The sequence below is a fragment of the Bremerella cremea genome (assembly GCF_039541315.1).
Taxonomy (GTDB): Bacteria; Planctomycetota; Planctomycetia; order Pirellulales; family Pirellulaceae; genus Bremerella; species Bremerella cremea.
Genome location: NZ_BAABFZ010000005.1, coordinates 1,513,621 through 1,529,303, shown reverse-complemented (window position 1 = coordinate 1,529,303; position 15,683 = coordinate 1,513,621). Strand labels below are relative to the sequence as shown.

The following is a 15,683-nucleotide window of genomic DNA, read 5'->3' as shown; positions in this document are numbered from 1 at the left end:
GAGTCCACTCGATGCCACTGAGGATTTTTTCCGGCAGCCGCCAGGAAAGCGGGGTGCCACATGGCGGTCCAATTGGCCAACAGGCTTTGAGCATCATCCCCGGTGTGGTAGGTGGGAAAATCCTCGAAGCTGTGACAAGGAAGAAGAATCGCGATTTCCTGTAGCATCATCCGTCGGCCTGGGAGGTTTGGAGATTGGACGCAAGTGATTACCAAATAATAAGTTATAAGGTATACTAGAGAAGCGTCTGGGGGCCAGAGTTGTCTGTATTATGGTGGCTCGGGCGGGCCAAGGGGAGCCGGGAAGGGGATCTCTTTGGTCATTTATCCCATGGGTCGCCCCCGGAATCGGGGATCCGAATTTGGACTTATCTTGTTGCCAGTCAGTGGTTTACATAAAACGAGGTAAATTGCAATTTCGTTGACATTCTGGAGAAGTTCACACTAGAATGAAATCGTTGCCGTGTTTGGTGAAACTGATTTCGCCAACGCGCCAAAACACCCTTCTCCTTTAGTTTGCTTGTCTTATTACCTGCGATCTGCGGAGCGTGCGTTATTCGGTGGATGGAATTGCTGGAGATTCTCTAGCGATTTTCTTTCTTATCCGCACGAAGCGCGACGCAACGATTGCTGTGAGGAACAGAGATGGCTGTTGGTAAAGCCGTATGGGGCATCGATATCGGTCAAAGTGCGCTGAAGGCTCTTAAATGCCGCATGCACGAAGACGGATTCTGGATGGTCGCCGAGGCGTTCGACTTCATCGAATACCCAAGTCCTTTGAATCAGGCGGGCGCCGGTTCGGAAGGTCTCGTCAAAGATGCGCTGCGTGAATTCCTTTCGCGTAACGACATCCGCAACGACACCGTTTCGATCTCGGTTCCTGGTCAAGCAGGTCTGGCTCGTTTCTTCAAGGCACCGCCGGTCGAAGCGAAGCGTATCGCGGACATCGTGAAGTACGAAGCGAAGCAGCAGATTCCGTTTCCGTTGGAAGACGTGATCTGGGACTACCAGCCAATGCCTGGTGCCCACGAAGAAGAAGGCATCTCGCTGGAAACGGAAATCGGGATCTTCGCGATGAAACGCGATCAGATCTTCCGTTCGCTGCAGCCGTATCTCGACACCGGTATCGACGTCGACTTCGTGCAGCTAACCCCGATCAGCTTGTACAACTTCGTCGCCAACGATCAGTTGACGATCAACCCACTGAAAGAAGAGTACGATCCAACGAATCAGCCGAATTCGTACGTGATCGTCTCGATGGGTACCGAAACAACCGACCTGGTGATCACCAATGGTTTCCGCGTCTGGCAGCGTAGCTTGCCGATCGGTGGTAATCACTTCACCAAGCAATTGACCAAAGAACTGAAGCTGACCTTTGCCAAGGCCGAGCACCTCAAGCGACATGCGTCCGAAGCCGAGAACGCCAAGCTTGTGTTCCAGGCAATGCGTCCGGTGTTCAACGACCTGGTCACTGAAATTCAACGTTCGATCGGATTCTTCCAGACTTTGGACCGTAAGGCCAAGATCTCGCGAATCATTCCGATCGGTAACGGTATGAAGCTGCCAGGTCTGGTGGCTTACCTCGGAAAGAACCTGGGTTACGACGTCGTCGAGCTGGATGGCTATCAAAAGCTGACCGGCACCGAAGTCACTTCAGCTCCATCGTTCCGCGAAAACATGCTTTCCTTCGCGACTTGCTACGGCTTGTGCCTGCAAGGGTTGAAGAAGTCGGCTCTGCGAACCAATCTGCTGCCGCAAGAGATTCTGGTCGATCGTATCGTTCGCCAGAAGAAGCCTTGGGCGGTGGCCGCGGTCGCCTGTCTTCTGTTCGCTTGTGCATTGAACTTCGGGTTTCACTGGCAAGCTTACAACTCGGCTCACATTCCAGAATTCACCCAGGCCACCTCGAAGGTGAAATCGGTCGAGCAGACGAGCAACACGCTCAAGTCGACCGACACCCAGATGATGACCGACAAAGAAAACCTCGAGATGATCGGCCGCTATGTGGTCGGCAACGAGGAAAACCGTCGGCTCTGGCCAGAACTGATGAAGGCGATCACGACCGCCTTGCCGAAAGACCCGGACGTTGCTCCTGGTCGCGTTTCGGAAAAGCCAATCGATCAACGCCCTGACTTGCAGATCGAATCGATCGAGTCGCAATACTTCCCCGATCTCTCGCTGTGGTACACCGAGGCGGTCCAGAAGAAATATGCGGTGACGCTCGAAAATCGAAAAGCGATCCTGCGTCGTCTTGAAGAAGGGGAAGAAGCTTCTCCTCAAATCGACGAAGCCGCGGCGGAAGAAGCTGCTGCCGACGCCACCGCACCAGCAGCCACGCCAGGCGAAGGCATGCCAGCGGCAGGTGCCGAGGCCGTTGCCGGAACGGCAGCCGAAGAAGAAGCCAACCTCGACATCGGTGAAGTGGAAGCGGAACCGGAAGACGAGCTGGCTGGACCGACCGCCGAAGAAAGTGGTTGGATCGTGCAACTCACCGGTAAGCATTATCACAATAGCCCTGCGGCCCGTGAAAACATGGGTGCCCAGTATGTGCGTAACACGATCATCGACCAACTCGATCGTGGTGAAGTCGAACTGATCAACGAGAACAGCGAACCTGAAATCGTCTCGATGAAAGAGATGGGAATCTCGCATCCGATCATCGCCGTCGACGAAGTTCCGACGTTCGAGGACATTCCGAATCCGAAGTACGAGCCGCCGGCATTGGGTATGGGTGGTGGTATGTCCGAAGATTACGGCGGCATGCAGCCAGGTAACTTCGGAAGCGATCCGAATCAGCCAATCGAGCCACCAATGCTTCGCGTCAAGGTCTATCGTTTCACGGTTCAGTTCTGCTGGCGAGAATCGCCTCTCTCGAAGCGAGAGGAAGCTCGTCGTGCGGCGGAATTGGCAGAAGCAGAAGCAAACGCAGCAAATGCGGAAATGATGGAGAACTAATCACATGGATAAAATTCGTCCCGTAATTGCTGCTCTCAAGAAATATTACTTCTGGGTTTGCTTGACCATCGTTTGCTTCCTGGCGATTGCCGGTTGGTACATGTCGACGTCCAGCATCGACAAGCAGTTTGCCGATCAGAAGCAGGAAATTGAAACACGGTTGAAGTCTGCCAGTCAGATTGCGATGACCTCTAACCATCCCAATCAGCAGTACGAAGAAGGAATGAAAACCTGGCTGACGAAGTATCGCGAGAACATCGATCAGGCCTGGGGTAAGAAGTGGGAAGAGCAGCAGTCGGTGCTGACCTGGCCTTCCGAATTGAACGTCGGTGGTAAGAATTTTGCCGACGCGGTCAACGGAATCCTGCTGGGGCGTCCGATCGAAGCCCTGACCGAAGAAGACAAGGAGCTTCCCGTTCGTCTCCGCGAACTTTACCGCGACTATATCAAAGAAGAATTGCCGAAAGTCGCCGACATCATCCAAGCCACCTGGGCACCAACCGCTAACGGTGGTGGTGGACGCGGCGGCATGGGTTTTGAAGGTGGCATGCCTGCGATGGGCGGCATGGGAGGTATGGGCGGCATGGGTGGCATGCCTGGAATGGAAGGCGGCGGCGGTGCCGGCGGTATTCCATTGGCTAAGCAGCCCCTGGTTCAGTGGAATCCAACCAATCAGTCCAACATCCAGTCGAAGAGCTTTGACTGGGGAGGTGGTGCTGGCGGCGGCGGGGGTATGGGCTTCGGTGGCGCACCAGGGATGGGGGGCGGTCAGATGGGTGGAGGCAATCGCAACTTGCCAACAACCCACGAAGTGCTGTACGCCCAGGAAAACCTGTGGGTGCTGCAGAACCTAATGAAGATCATCGCCAAGACCAATGGCGAAATCAGCAGCCCACATCAAGCAACCATCAAGGGGATCGACTCGATCGAATTCGGCCGCGAAGTGATGCCGATCCGTTCGCGTGTCGTGATTCCACGTTCCGCCACTCCTTCGGCTGATGGGGACGGTATGGGCGGCATGGACGCGATGATGATGGAAGGCGATCCCGGCATGGGCGGGATGGGTATGGACGGCATGGGAATGGATAGCGAAATGGGCGGTGACGGCATGATGGGTGCCGACGGCGTCGAGCCGAACCCAGGCGACTATCGCTATGTTGACAAAGATTACAAGAAGCTGCTGGTGGAAGACCTGCGTCAAGCGACCACCGCTCCAACGACCGAGAACTATTACTTGTCGGTCGCCAAGCGTCTGCCGGTTCGTTTGCGTCTGTTCATGGACCAGCGCGAAATCGATAAGCTGCTCGTCGAATGTGGCAACGCCGACTTGATGGTCGAAGTTCGCCAGGTCCGTATCAATCCAACGTCCAACGGTGCCGCTGGTGGCATGGGTGGCGGTGGTGCACCAGGGATGAACTTTGGTGGTGGTATGGCCGGCATGGGCGGTGAAGATTTCGGCATGCCTGGTGGTGGCCGTGGCCAGAATGGCGACAGTGCCGAGCAGAGCGAAAAGATCTTCGACGGAATGGTCGAGATCTACGGCATCATTTACATCTACAACCCGGTCAACAAAGACCTGTTGTGGCCTGAAGGTTCGCGTCCTGAAGGATCGACGACCGAAGGGGAATCGACAGAAACCGCTGGCGTCGCGACGACTAGCCGTTAGGCCGTCCTCGTCGATCCTCTCGACCTTTTCTTCTCTCACAATCGGATGGTTCGGAACAGAATAAGGATTACACCGTCATGAAGAAGCTTGATCTACAGAGCGGCGGGCTAAAAACCAAGCTGATTCTGCATATCGAAAAGCTCGTCTTCGGATTGGCTATTCTGCTGGTGGCTGCGTTCGTTTATTTCGGAACGCAACAGAAATCGATCACCACGAAGCCAGACGATCTCGTTCAAGCGGCCGATAAGGCACGTAACAACATCGAAAAGCTGACCTGGGACGAAGTCGAAGGGGAACGCTGGGTGCCGCCGGAATATCGGACGGCGGCCGTGCGAGCCAGCAAGCCGATTCCGTTGGCTCCCTACGAAACGCCTTCGAGTCTGCGTGTTCGCCACAAGGAAAGCATCGAAAAGCGAGCCGATCCGAAGATCATTCCGCTCGAGAAGCTGGAAGTGGTCGCAGGTTTCGCACCGTTCGCTTACCTCAGCTCGAATCAGGCTGCCAATGGCGGTGGTTTCATGCGGGGTGAAGGTGGCGGTCCATCGATGCCAGGTCTTGGGTACGACGCGTATTCTGGCATGTCGGGCGAAGGAATGGGTGGCTCTGATGCCAATTCTCCTCCAACGTTGACGCCAGAACAGATGGCGATGCTTGGTTCCCAAAAGGGCGGAACCGGTGGCGATATCGAAGGTAAGTACTTCGTTGCGATCACGGGTTTGGCTCCGCTGAAGCGTCAGTTGGACTTGTACAACGCCGCCTTCAAAGATCGTGCGAACTACATCGAATCGCGTGACTATCCCAAGTACGTTCACTTCGCGGTCGAACGTCGTACCCAGAACCCTGACGGTTCGTGGGGCGAATGGGAAAAGCCATTCAACATCAAACAAGAACGCTGGATCTCGCGTTACCGTTGGGCATTTGTTCCTGACGAAATCGCACCTCCAGAATTTCTCGATCCTGTCCTGAGCTTCCCAATGCCACCGATCCTGCTGTTCGATCCGGACCGCTGGGGCCGTCATTCGGAAGTGCCTGAGTTTGAGCCAATGGATCAAATGGCGATGAACGAAGGGAACGGCATGGGTAACTTCGACGAAATGCCGATGGGCGGAATTGAAGACTTCCCCGGCGTCGATCCAGGCTTCGGCATGGGTGCCGGCGGGATGGAAGGTGGCTACGGTGGTCCTGGTGGCGGTCGGATGCCGGGCATGGGTGGCATGCCAGGAATCGGCGGAATGCCAGGCATGGGTGGTGGCCGTAATGGTTACGACTCGATGATCGCACGCCCTGGCTTCATTCGTCGTCCAACCGGAACTGCCGGTGGTGGTCCAGGTGGCATGATGCGTGGTGGTATGGAAGGCGGTCCAGGTGGCGGCGGTAGCTTCGCAACCTCGCCATTCGATGCCGAGAACAAAATGTTCCGCTTCTACGACACCAGTGTCTCGCCGCAGAAGTCGTATCAGTATCGCGTGCAGTTGTTCCTGGAAGATCCAAACAATCCACAGAACTACCAGGAAGCACCGCCAGTGCGAGCTCTGGAATCTTCGGTGTTGGCTCGTATCGAACCAGAACGTCAGAAGATCATGAAGGCCATGCAGCAGCAAGGCAACGGCATGTCGCGTCCAAACGGTCAGGCCAACTCGACTGCTCCAGTGCACGAGTTCTGGCGAACGACCGAATTCAGCGAGCCTAGCCCGGCGGTTCGTATTCCTTCGAGTGCCGATGTGTTGGCCGGTCCGGTCGATGCGGGGCGTACGATCTATCGTCAGGGTTCACGCCGCGAAGTGATGCGTACCGCGGAACCAACGGCAACCGTCCTGGCGATGCGTTGGGATCCACGTGATGTCGTGAAGGCTTTGGTCACCAAAGAACTGAAGGATGTCAAACGTGGTACCACGGTCGAATACAAGGGTGACATGTGGGTCCTTGATCCTTCGACTTACCAGTTCAAGCGTCCGTGGGCCTTGGATGCCGATACGAAAGACCAGGAATACACGCTCAAGACCGGCTACACGGTTTTGGATATGCGTGGTGGTGACGACACCGCTGGTAAGTACACCGACGAGAACAACGACAAGTTGAAGACGCCAGGCGAAATCTTGATTCTGGATGATGCAGGTAACATCCATATCAAGACCGAAATTGACGAGGTGAAAGAGTTCACCAAGTTCAACTTCAGCAAGCCGGAAGTGAAACGTACGCGTCGTGAACGGGACGATCCATACTCTTCGGAAGGTGGACCTCCTGGAATGTACGACGACTACGGTGGTGGTGAAGGTGGCTCACGCCGTCGTCGCTAATGCCACGCACCAGATGAATTCTCGAAAGGGACGTTTCTTCGGAAGCGTCCCTTTTTTTGCGCCGCCAGATTTCTCGCGAAAAACATCTATTGAGCCGTTTCTGGCTTCCATGTACCGTTGCTTCCCGGCGATTTTGCGCTGTTATTCGTGCTTTAAACACGTGCTAGCAGGGCATTTAACTAGTTTTCCAAAAATAATCGAGCGCGCTGACAAAGCGACCTTGACCCAGTTTTGGCAAGCCGGTATTTAACCGCCTCACCTAGAAATGCAAGGATGCAGATTCACCAGTACGCGCGGCACGTGGGCGCTGGCAAACGGGCATTTATTGAGCTCGTTGGCTTGCGGTCCCTCGTCATAAACGTGTCGCCGTGAGGGGAAGGATAGGAACACCATGAATCATTCTCGGTCGATCCCAATAAACGCGGATCGCAGGCTGCCACAAGTTCAGACAAGGAGAGTCGCGTTGAATTTGGCCACGCGTGTGCTTACAGCCGGTCTCATTGCCGTGCTGTGCTTCAGCACTGGGAAAGGGGTCGTCGCAAATCCGTTGACCGAGATTGAGCTCGTCACGTCAATGTCGACGACCGGTCAACAACAGGGTTCGCTGTACGATCAGCAGAAGCAGGAAGAGGTTCTGCGGGCCGCTCGCCAGGCGATGCGGGCCCAAGACTTCCAACGTGCCGAAGCGTTGATTCAGCAGGCTCGACAATTCCAAGTTCCGGCTGACCCAGCTTTCAGCAAGTTCAGCGATTCGCCTGAAAAGGCCGCTCGCGATCTGGCTGAACTCATGGCTGCCCAGGGCGATCCAGAAGTTGCCGCTCGCAAGATGCTCGGTCAGTCTCCGGACATGACTCAGCAGATGGCTGCGGAAGCACTGGCTCGTGGCAAGGCTGCCCTGGCAAGTGGTCAGACAAACGCTGCATTGAACTATTACGAACAAGCCGCCAAGGCTGGTCCAAACTTCCAGTCGGCCGATTACTCGGTAGCTGCCTTCCGACGCGATCTGATCGCGAGCGGAATTCAGTCGTCGGTGCTCGGAGGCGAAATGGTTTCGACCGAAGCTCCCGCGGGTGGCATGGCTCGACTGCCTCAGGTGAACGAATCGCCTGAACCGGCAATGACCGCCAACCCATACGCGGCTTCGCAAGGCAACGCTGAAACGGCTCGCCGAATGCTCCTTCAAGCTCGTCTTGAACTGGCACGCGGTAATGTCGCTCTGGCCGAAAAGATGGTTCGCCAGGTCCAAGCCCTGGGGCTCGTCTATCCGGCTCATCAGGACTCGCCTGAGAACGTCGACTATCTGATTCGCAAGCTGAACCAGGTCTCCGCCTCGCCGGTTGGTCCTCAATCGGCTTTCATGTTTGGTGAAGTGCTGCTGCAACAGGCCGAAGGCTTGATGCTGTATGGCAAGTATGACATTGCCGAGCAGATGACTCGCCAGGTTCAGTCGATGAACCTCGATTTCCAGCGTGCACGCGTTACGCCTGATCGACTGCTGACGGAAATCAGCCGACGACGAAGCGGTGACGTAGGTCAACCGGCCGCATCGCCAGCCGCTGCTCAAACTGCTGATGGCGACGCCCGCTCGCAGGAACAGGCAATCCTGGTGCAAGCCAAGGCCGCCCTCGATCGTGGTGACATCGGCACTGCCGAAGCCTTCACGGTGCAAGCCGCCAACATTGGTAACCGTACCTATCATCAAGGTGACGTTCGTCCTGACATCATGATGCTGGAAATCAGCCGAGCCAAGGCTTCCAGCCCGGTTCGTCAGGCCAGTGGAACCGAAGGCCCGATGGGTGCCGGTTTCCCGGTTGCTCAAGGTATCTATAACCCAGCCATGGACAGCACTCGCAACATGCCTGCTTCGGCACAGCAAGGTGCGACCGGGCAGGCTGGCATGCGTTACCTGCACGAAGGTGAGCAAGCTCTGAGCTCCGGCGACAAGCTGAAGGCTCGCAAGTTGTTCGAGGAAGCCTGGAAGTACGAAGGTCAACTTGATCCAACCTCGCGTCAGCGTCTGCAGGACTACCTCCAGTACCAGACCACTCCGGTTACCAACGGTGTTGCTCAGACCAGCAATCCTTCGCCTCTCAGCGAAATCGATGCTCGTCAGAAGGTGATGCTGACTCAGTTGACTGCTGAAATCACTCGCGAACAGTCGCAAGCCGACGCCATCCGCGAACTCGATCCGAAGGGTGCCCTGGACAAGCTGAAGAAGGTTCGCGTAACGGTTGACGAATCGTCGATCGACGCGGTTGCCAAGAAGCAGCTGTTGGCTCGTGTTGATCGTAGCATCGAATCGATGGAAAGCTACATCGATGTCAACAAGGCTCAGATCGAACTGAACGAGCAGAACGCTGCCGTCAGTGCCGCTGTGAAGCGTGATCGTGACCTCGATCTGGAAGTCAACAACAAGTTGGCCCAGATGACCGAACAGTTCAACGAACTGATGGACCAGCAACGTTGGCAGGAAGCGGAAGTGATCGCTCGCCAGGCTCGCGAAATGGATCCGGAAAATCCGATCGTCCAAACGCTGATCTGGAAAGCTAAGTTCGCTCGCCGCACCTATCAGAACCTGGCTCTGCAGGATGATAAAGAAACGGCCGTCTGGCAGTCGCTGATGAATGTCGACCTCGCGTCGATCCCATTCGACGACAACAATCCAATGGCCTTCGGCGATCCGAAGGAATGGAAAGACATGACCGAGCGTCGCCGACGCTGGTTGGCTGAGAACTCGCAGATCTCGGAAGACGAAGTCGAGATTCGCAAGGCTCTGAAGACCAAGGTCGACGTCAAGTTCAACCGCCAGTCGCTGCAAAGCGTGATGGAAACTCTGGGCAACATGGTCGGCATCAACGTGATGCTGGATCCACGCGGCCTGGCAGCAGAAGGTATCACCTACGACACCGAAATCACCATCAACATGCAGCAGGCTGTTCGTCTGGACAGTGCTTTGAACCACATCCTCCAGCCACTGCGGTTGAGTTATGTGATTCGTGACGAGGCCCTGGTCATCACCAGCGAATCGTTCCGTAGCCGCAACGTTTACCAGAAGGTTTACAACGTCGCCGACCTGGTGCTGCCGATTCCGAACTTTGTGCCAAGCTACAACATGGGTCTTCCTGGTGCCATTAAGGCTGCCTACGAAAGCCAAGGCTTGACCGGTTCGCCAATGGGCACCCTCGGTGGTACGAGCCCAACCTCGTTGTTCGCTCAGAACCAAGACATCAACAGCAACTCGGCTCTCGCCCAGGTTCCTAACGGCTTCATCCCAGGCATGGGAAGTGGTCAGACGGTTTCGGGTCAGCCTCAAGGCAACATGGGCTTCGGTCCAGGTGGCGGTGTCGGTGGTCCTGGCGGCTTCGGTGGTGGTGTTCAGCCTGACTTCGATCAGCTGATCGAACTGATCACGACGACCGTCGAACCAGAATCTTGGGAAGAACTGGGTGGTCCAGGTTCGATCGCTCCATTCAGCACCAACTTGAGCCTGGTGGTTAGCCAGACTCAGGAAGTGCACGATCGTCTGGCCGACCTGTTGACTCAGCTCCGCCGTCTGCAGGACTTGCAGGTGACCATCGAAGTTCGCTTCATCACCTTGAACGACAACTTCTTTGAACGCGTCGGTGTGGACTTCAACTTCGAGATCCAAGACAACACCGATGGCAACCTGTCGGGTTCGCCTAGTGTGACGGTCGGTTACGACCCGAACACCGATACCGGGTTCACCTCGGACCTGGACTTGCAGTTCAACCAGGCATTGTTCCAGAACACGATTCCATCGGTTGGTGGTCTGATTGCCCCGGCTGGTGCGACCTTCGGGTTCGCGATGCTGTCCGATATCGAAGCCTACTTCTTCATGCAGGCCGCCCAGGGTGACTTGCGATCGAATGTTATGCAGGCTCCGAAGGTGACCTTGTTCAACGGTCAAACGGCCTTCGTCTCTGACACGACCCAAACCCCATTCGTTACGAGTGTGGTGCCGGTGGTCGGTGACTTTGCCGCTGCCCAGCAACCGGTCATCGTGGTTCTGAACGAAGGTACCTCGCTGAGCGTCCAAGCGGTTGTCTCTCCAGACCGTCGCTTTGTCCGCCTGACGCTGGTTCCGTTCTTCAGCCGAATCGGCGACGTCGAAGAGTTCACCTTCGAGGGTACCACGACCAGTAGCTCTGACTCGTCGGTGGTGGATCCTGACGATCCGAACGGTGGTTCGACCAGCGACTCGGAAGAACAAACGACTTCGGGTACGACGATTCAGCTGCCACAGTTCTCCTTCGTGACCGTGAGCACGACGGTGAGTGTGCCGGACGGTGGTACGGTGCTTCTGGGTGGTATTAAGCGTCTGAGCGAAGAACGTCGCGAACGCGGTATTCCAGTCTTCAGCAAGCTGCCTTACATCAACCGACTGTTCAAGAACGTTGGTATCGGCCGCGAAACGCAAAGCCTGATGATGATGGTCACACCACGAATCATCATCCAAGAGGAAGAAGAAGCGAAACTCGGTTTCCCTGAGTAAGCTTTCCTCGACAACTCGATTATGACCTCCTGCCGCCGTGAACAGTCTTCGGACTCTCACGGCGGTACTTTTTTGCGCTGTGGGTAAATTTGGAATACAATATCGTCTTTCCTGGTACGAAGCGTCTAAAAGGGAGCGGTCCGGCGAAGTCGATGACGCGCCGCTCGTTTTCTCTCTCCAGATCGAAAGGCCCCACGCGTGGCAAAGTTTGTGCTATTGGTCGGGGTATTGTTCGGAATGACCGCCGTTGTGGCTGGGGCATTCGAACATGCCGTCCGCAAGATGATTATTGAAGATACAACCGGGGCCGCCGAAGTTGCTGGTGACGAGCTTTCCGATCCGGCACCCAATGCCGAAGCCGCGAAACGCCTCTCGCAATACGAGACCGGCGTGAAATATCAGATGTACCATGGCCTGGCGATGATTGCCCTGGGGCTGGTCATGGCGTTCTCGAGCCGCGGCCAGGTGTTAGGTCTGATTACCTGTCTTGCGCTGGTGGTCGGGGTGAAGCTATTCAGCGGAACGCTCTACCTGATTTCAGCATTCGGGATGACTCACCTTGTGATGTTGGTTCCGATTGGGGGTACCATCATGATTCTGGGATGGATTCTGTTCCTGATTACCGTTCTATTGTTTGATCCATTGATCGACAAAGAAGATCTCGAAACGACGTGATTCACCAACTGCGAAAGTTCTCATGAGCCACTTTGCCAGAATCGAACGCGAGATGCGTGGCCAGACCATTTGTTTGGCCATTGGGGTTGGTTGCCTGGCACTGTGGAGTCTGTACTGGCTGAGCGCCGTGTTGATTCCGTTTGTGCTGGCGATCTTTATCGTCAGTGGTCTGACGCCGCTTCTTTCCAGCATTGAATCGCGTTTGTCGGCATCGCGTTTGGTCGCAGTGCTGATCGCGTCGCTCTTGGGATTCGGCCTGGTCGTGGTGCTTTGGAGTATTGTCTGGGTTTCCGTCGCCGAACTGAAAGAAGACGCCCCGAAGTATGTCCAAGGGGCGCAGGCTTGGAGCGATTGGATACCGGGCTGGATTCGCAATCCCGACGAGATGTTCGAAGGCTTATCTTTCAACTCGAAGGCAGAAGACCCCCCCGCCGAAATTGCCGATGCTGCCACGCCAGTTGCTGGTTCGCTGGATCAACAGACGGGTAAGAACCACTACTTCTCGCAACTGTTCGACAACGTCATCAAAGCAAAGCTCGATGAAATCGCTGCGTCGCTCGGCTATGTCTTCCAAACCGGAACGATGGTGGTGATCTTTGTGTTCTTCCTGCTGCTGGGAAGTTCGCAGGCTTCGCTGCCGATGGAAACCTGGAAAGAGATCGACTCGAAGATTCGCGAATACATCATTACCAAGTCGCTGATTTCATTCTTCACCGCGCTCGCGTTCGGTTTTGTGCTCTGGATCTTTGGAATCCCCCTGGCTGCCGTGTTCGCGTTGTTGGCATTCCTGTTTAACTTCATCCCCAACATCGGTCCCATCATTGCCTGCTTGTTGCCGATTCCGCTGATCCTTTTCGATCCAGATTTGGCCGTCTGGAAGATGGTGACGGTAACCTTTCTGGCCTCCACGGTTCAGGTGGTCAGCGGTAATGTGATTGAACCACGCATGATGGGCGAATCATTCGACGTCCATCCAATCGCGGTGCTTCTGGCGTTAATGTTCTGGTCGCTGATCTGGGGCATGATCGGGATGTTCTTGGCGGTGCCGATGACGGCCGTGATGAAGATTCTCTTCGCCAAGTTCGAGATGACCAAACCGCTGGCCGATTTGTTGGCAGGAAGAATTGATGGGCTGAGCTTTAAGAACTTCAGTTTCAGCGCGTCGATGGACAAGGGAGAAGAAGGCGAAGGCAAGAAGGCCTAAAAAGAACGAGGTTCGAGGTACGTTGCTGTTTAACAGATTCCAATGGCAAACCTGGTAAAGCGGCTAGACCTGAACCACGATCATTTGGCGGATCTGCTTGCCCGCAGATTCATATGCCAACAAGATGTCTGAGATCTGGCGAGAGATTAATCCTCGCCATCGAGTCGATAAGCGACTTCGTCATCTTCTTCCAGATGACAGCCGCATTTCTCACAGTTCACATGCCCCAGGATATCTTTCGAGCCCTGGACAATACCGGCGCAGTGGGTGCAGCGGTACATCAGTGCATAACAGATCGATTCAGTGTCGATCTGAACGCCATTCAATTTCACAATCATTGGGAAGCCTCATTTCGTTACTGGCAGGCGAAGGGGCCTCATTTGCCGAGCCTGTATTACTTGATAGACGATTCGCTCGGAATGAAGGTTTCTTGGAGATGACTTTTGACAACGTAGGTGAAATTTACAGATTCGTACAGGAACGCTACCAGAACGCTATCACCTTTCCGTTAAGAAGCCCTCAATGGAGTGGCAATAGCGAACAGACAAGTGCCAGACTCACATTCGTTTCCCCACGAAGATGGTAAGCCGCTTGCTTCCGTCCCCTTTTCGCTGAGGAGCAAGTTAGCTGCCTATGTCTTAAAGCGCCGAAAGGTTTTACTTCTTCTGGTGAGAAAAGCAGGAAATCTTCAGGCGACCAGCAGACAGGCAGAGAAATAGTCAGCGCGCGGCGAGATGTGAACGCGTCGATCGATTTAGTGGTGAAGCGATTCCCACGCATGGATTAATAATTCAGCGGCGCGATCGACTTCTTCTTCCGAAGTATACCACCCTAAACTTAAGCGAATGGTGCCTTCTTTGTCCTCGTCTGGCACACCCATCGCCTGAAGCACCGGCGAACAATTGGTTCCACCAACAGATCCACTGGCGGAAGTCGCCGCACAAATCTCAGGGACACGACGCAGAAGTTGTTGGGCTGAGATGTGAGGAAAGTTAATGCAGAGCGTATTCGGAATTCGCTGGGCTGCGGCGCCATGAACGATCACGCGATCTGGTATCGATGTCATTAATTTCTGTGTCAACTGTTTGCAAAGCGATGTTAATTTTTCGGCCGACGAATCCAGACTTCGACCCACCAGGTTGGCAGCCTTGCCCATGCCAACCCAGGCCATGACATTCTCGCAGCCAGATCGCAGACTATGTTCTCCTCCGGCACCATGGATCAGCGGATTGAGCGTGACCCCTTCGCCCACAAAAAGAGCCGCCGCCCCCTTGGGGCCATAGAACTTGTGCGATGACAAGCTCAGCAGATCGACACCCAATTGATTGGGGTTCACCGGAATCTTGCCTGCGGCCTGACAGGCATCAGTGTGGAACAGAATATCTTTCTGTTGGCACACTTCAGCCAATTGGCTGATTGGTTGAATCACGCCCGTTTCGTCATTCGCCATCATGATCGATACCAGACGTGTCTCAGGACGAAGAAGCCTTGCCAGGTCGTCCGGGTTCACGACGCCATGGCGATCGACATCGACGACGCTCACATGACATCCGAGCGTGCGGCAGAACTGAGCCGTCTGAGCCACTGCGGGGTGCTCGACGGCGGATACCACGATGTGACATGGTTTCTCTTGTTGCAGATAAGTTGCCGCGACCCCTTTAATGGCGAGGTTACAACTCTCGGTGCCTGACCCGCAGAAGACGATTTCGTCGGAAGTTACCCCCAGAAGATGGGCGACCTGGCCGCGGGCATCCTCGAGCGATTCTTCGATGGCCCGACTCTGCGCATACAAACCGTCCGGCCCAGCAAAGAATTCTGCCATGAAGGGAAGCATGGCTTCCTGGACACTGGGGGCGATGGGCGTTGTCGAGTTGTAATCGAGAAAGATCGACTTCATTACACTTTGGGGAGGGTGCCCTGGAACCCAAATTCGGTATACGCCTTCGGAAGGACGATTGCCGTGATCTTGATATAGCTGATCGACCCAAATGGAATGATCGCCTGACGAGCCCCGATGGCGTCTGGGGTTTGCCGCTGGACAACCATTACGGCATCGTCGTAAACGAAGCCGACGAAAGGAATTGACTCGTTTAGCACCGTCATGACGACCCCCTTCTGCGGCATATCTTTTGGCCATCGCTGAAGGAGATCAAGCCAGATATTTTTCGCGGGTTCCAAGGATGCACCTCAGCAAAAGGGCGTGGGGTTGGGACGAATCGAGACGTCTGCGTAACTAAATGTCGGAGGGTTAAAGATTACGTTTGCAATAAACTTTCCGTTGCCCTCCAATCCGAAACGGTTGGATAATCCTGTAAAACCGTTAATTGAAGAGGGTTTGCGTCGCAGGGCCTGGGGCGACAAAGTACTCGACATT

General features: G+C 55.1%; 9 protein-coding genes. 6 read left to right on the top strand and 3 right to left on the bottom strand.

Going from position 1 to position 15,683, the window contains the following annotated elements:
* Positions 1 to 644 precede the first annotated feature (644 nt).
* From pilM to ABD890_RS23035, 6 genes are all read left to right on the top strand, one after another.
* Complete coding sequence (pilM, locus tag ABD890_RS23060) at positions 645 to 2,954, top strand: pilus assembly protein PilM (RefSeq protein WP_345094980.1); 2,310 nt, start codon at positions 645 to 647, stop codon at positions 2,952 to 2,954.
* A 4-nt stretch (positions 2,955 to 2,958) separates the two neighbouring features.
* Entirely contained in the window at positions 2,959 to 4,620 is a 1,662-nt protein-coding gene (locus ABD890_RS23055; RefSeq protein WP_345094978.1) for a hypothetical protein, read from the top strand.
* A gap of 77 nt (positions 4,621 to 4,697) precedes the next feature.
* Entirely contained in the window at positions 4,698 to 6,917 is a 2,220-nt protein-coding gene (locus ABD890_RS23050; RefSeq protein ID WP_345094977.1) for a hypothetical protein, read from the top strand.
* A gap of 463 nt (positions 6,918 to 7,380) precedes the next feature.
* Positions 7,381 to 11,430 (top strand): hypothetical protein, encoded by a 4,050-nt coding sequence (locus ABD890_RS23045; RefSeq protein WP_345094975.1) that lies wholly within the window; start codon positions 7,381 to 7,383, stop codon positions 11,428 to 11,430.
* Positions 11,431 to 11,628: 198 nt separating this feature from the next.
* Positions 11,629 to 12,105 (top strand): DUF423 domain-containing protein, encoded by a 477-nt coding sequence (locus ABD890_RS23040; RefSeq protein WP_345094973.1) that lies wholly within the window; start codon positions 11,629 to 11,631, stop codon positions 12,103 to 12,105.
* A 22-nt stretch (positions 12,106 to 12,127) separates the two neighbouring features.
* Entirely contained in the window at positions 12,128 to 13,309 is a 1,182-nt protein-coding gene (locus ABD890_RS23035) for an AI-2E family transporter (RefSeq protein ID WP_345094972.1), read from the top strand.
* A 146-nt stretch (positions 13,310 to 13,455) separates the two neighbouring features.
* Here the strand turns inward: ABD890_RS23035 and ABD890_RS23030 are convergent, their stop codons facing one another.
* From ABD890_RS23030 to ABD890_RS23020, 3 genes are all read right to left on the bottom strand, one after another.
* A complete protein-coding gene (locus ABD890_RS23030) occupies positions 13,456 to 13,647 on the bottom strand; it encodes a hypothetical protein (RefSeq protein ID WP_345094971.1) in 192 nt (63 codons plus the stop codon).
* Between the two features lie 416 nt (positions 13,648 to 14,063).
* Positions 14,064 to 15,206: a cysteine desulfurase family protein gene (locus ABD890_RS23025; protein WP_345094970.1), complete on the bottom strand. Its 1,143-nt coding sequence runs from the start codon at positions 15,204 to 15,206 to the stop codon at positions 14,064 to 14,066.
* The gene (locus ABD890_RS23020) at positions 15,206 to 15,412 is read right to left on the bottom strand and encodes a hypothetical protein (RefSeq protein WP_345094969.1); all 207 of its coding nucleotides are present in this window, start codon (positions 15,410 to 15,412) and stop codon (positions 15,206 to 15,208) included. Before ABD890_RS23020 ends, ABD890_RS23025 begins: the two co-directional genes overlap by 1 nt.
* Between the last annotated feature and the right edge of the window lie 271 nt (positions 15,413 to 15,683).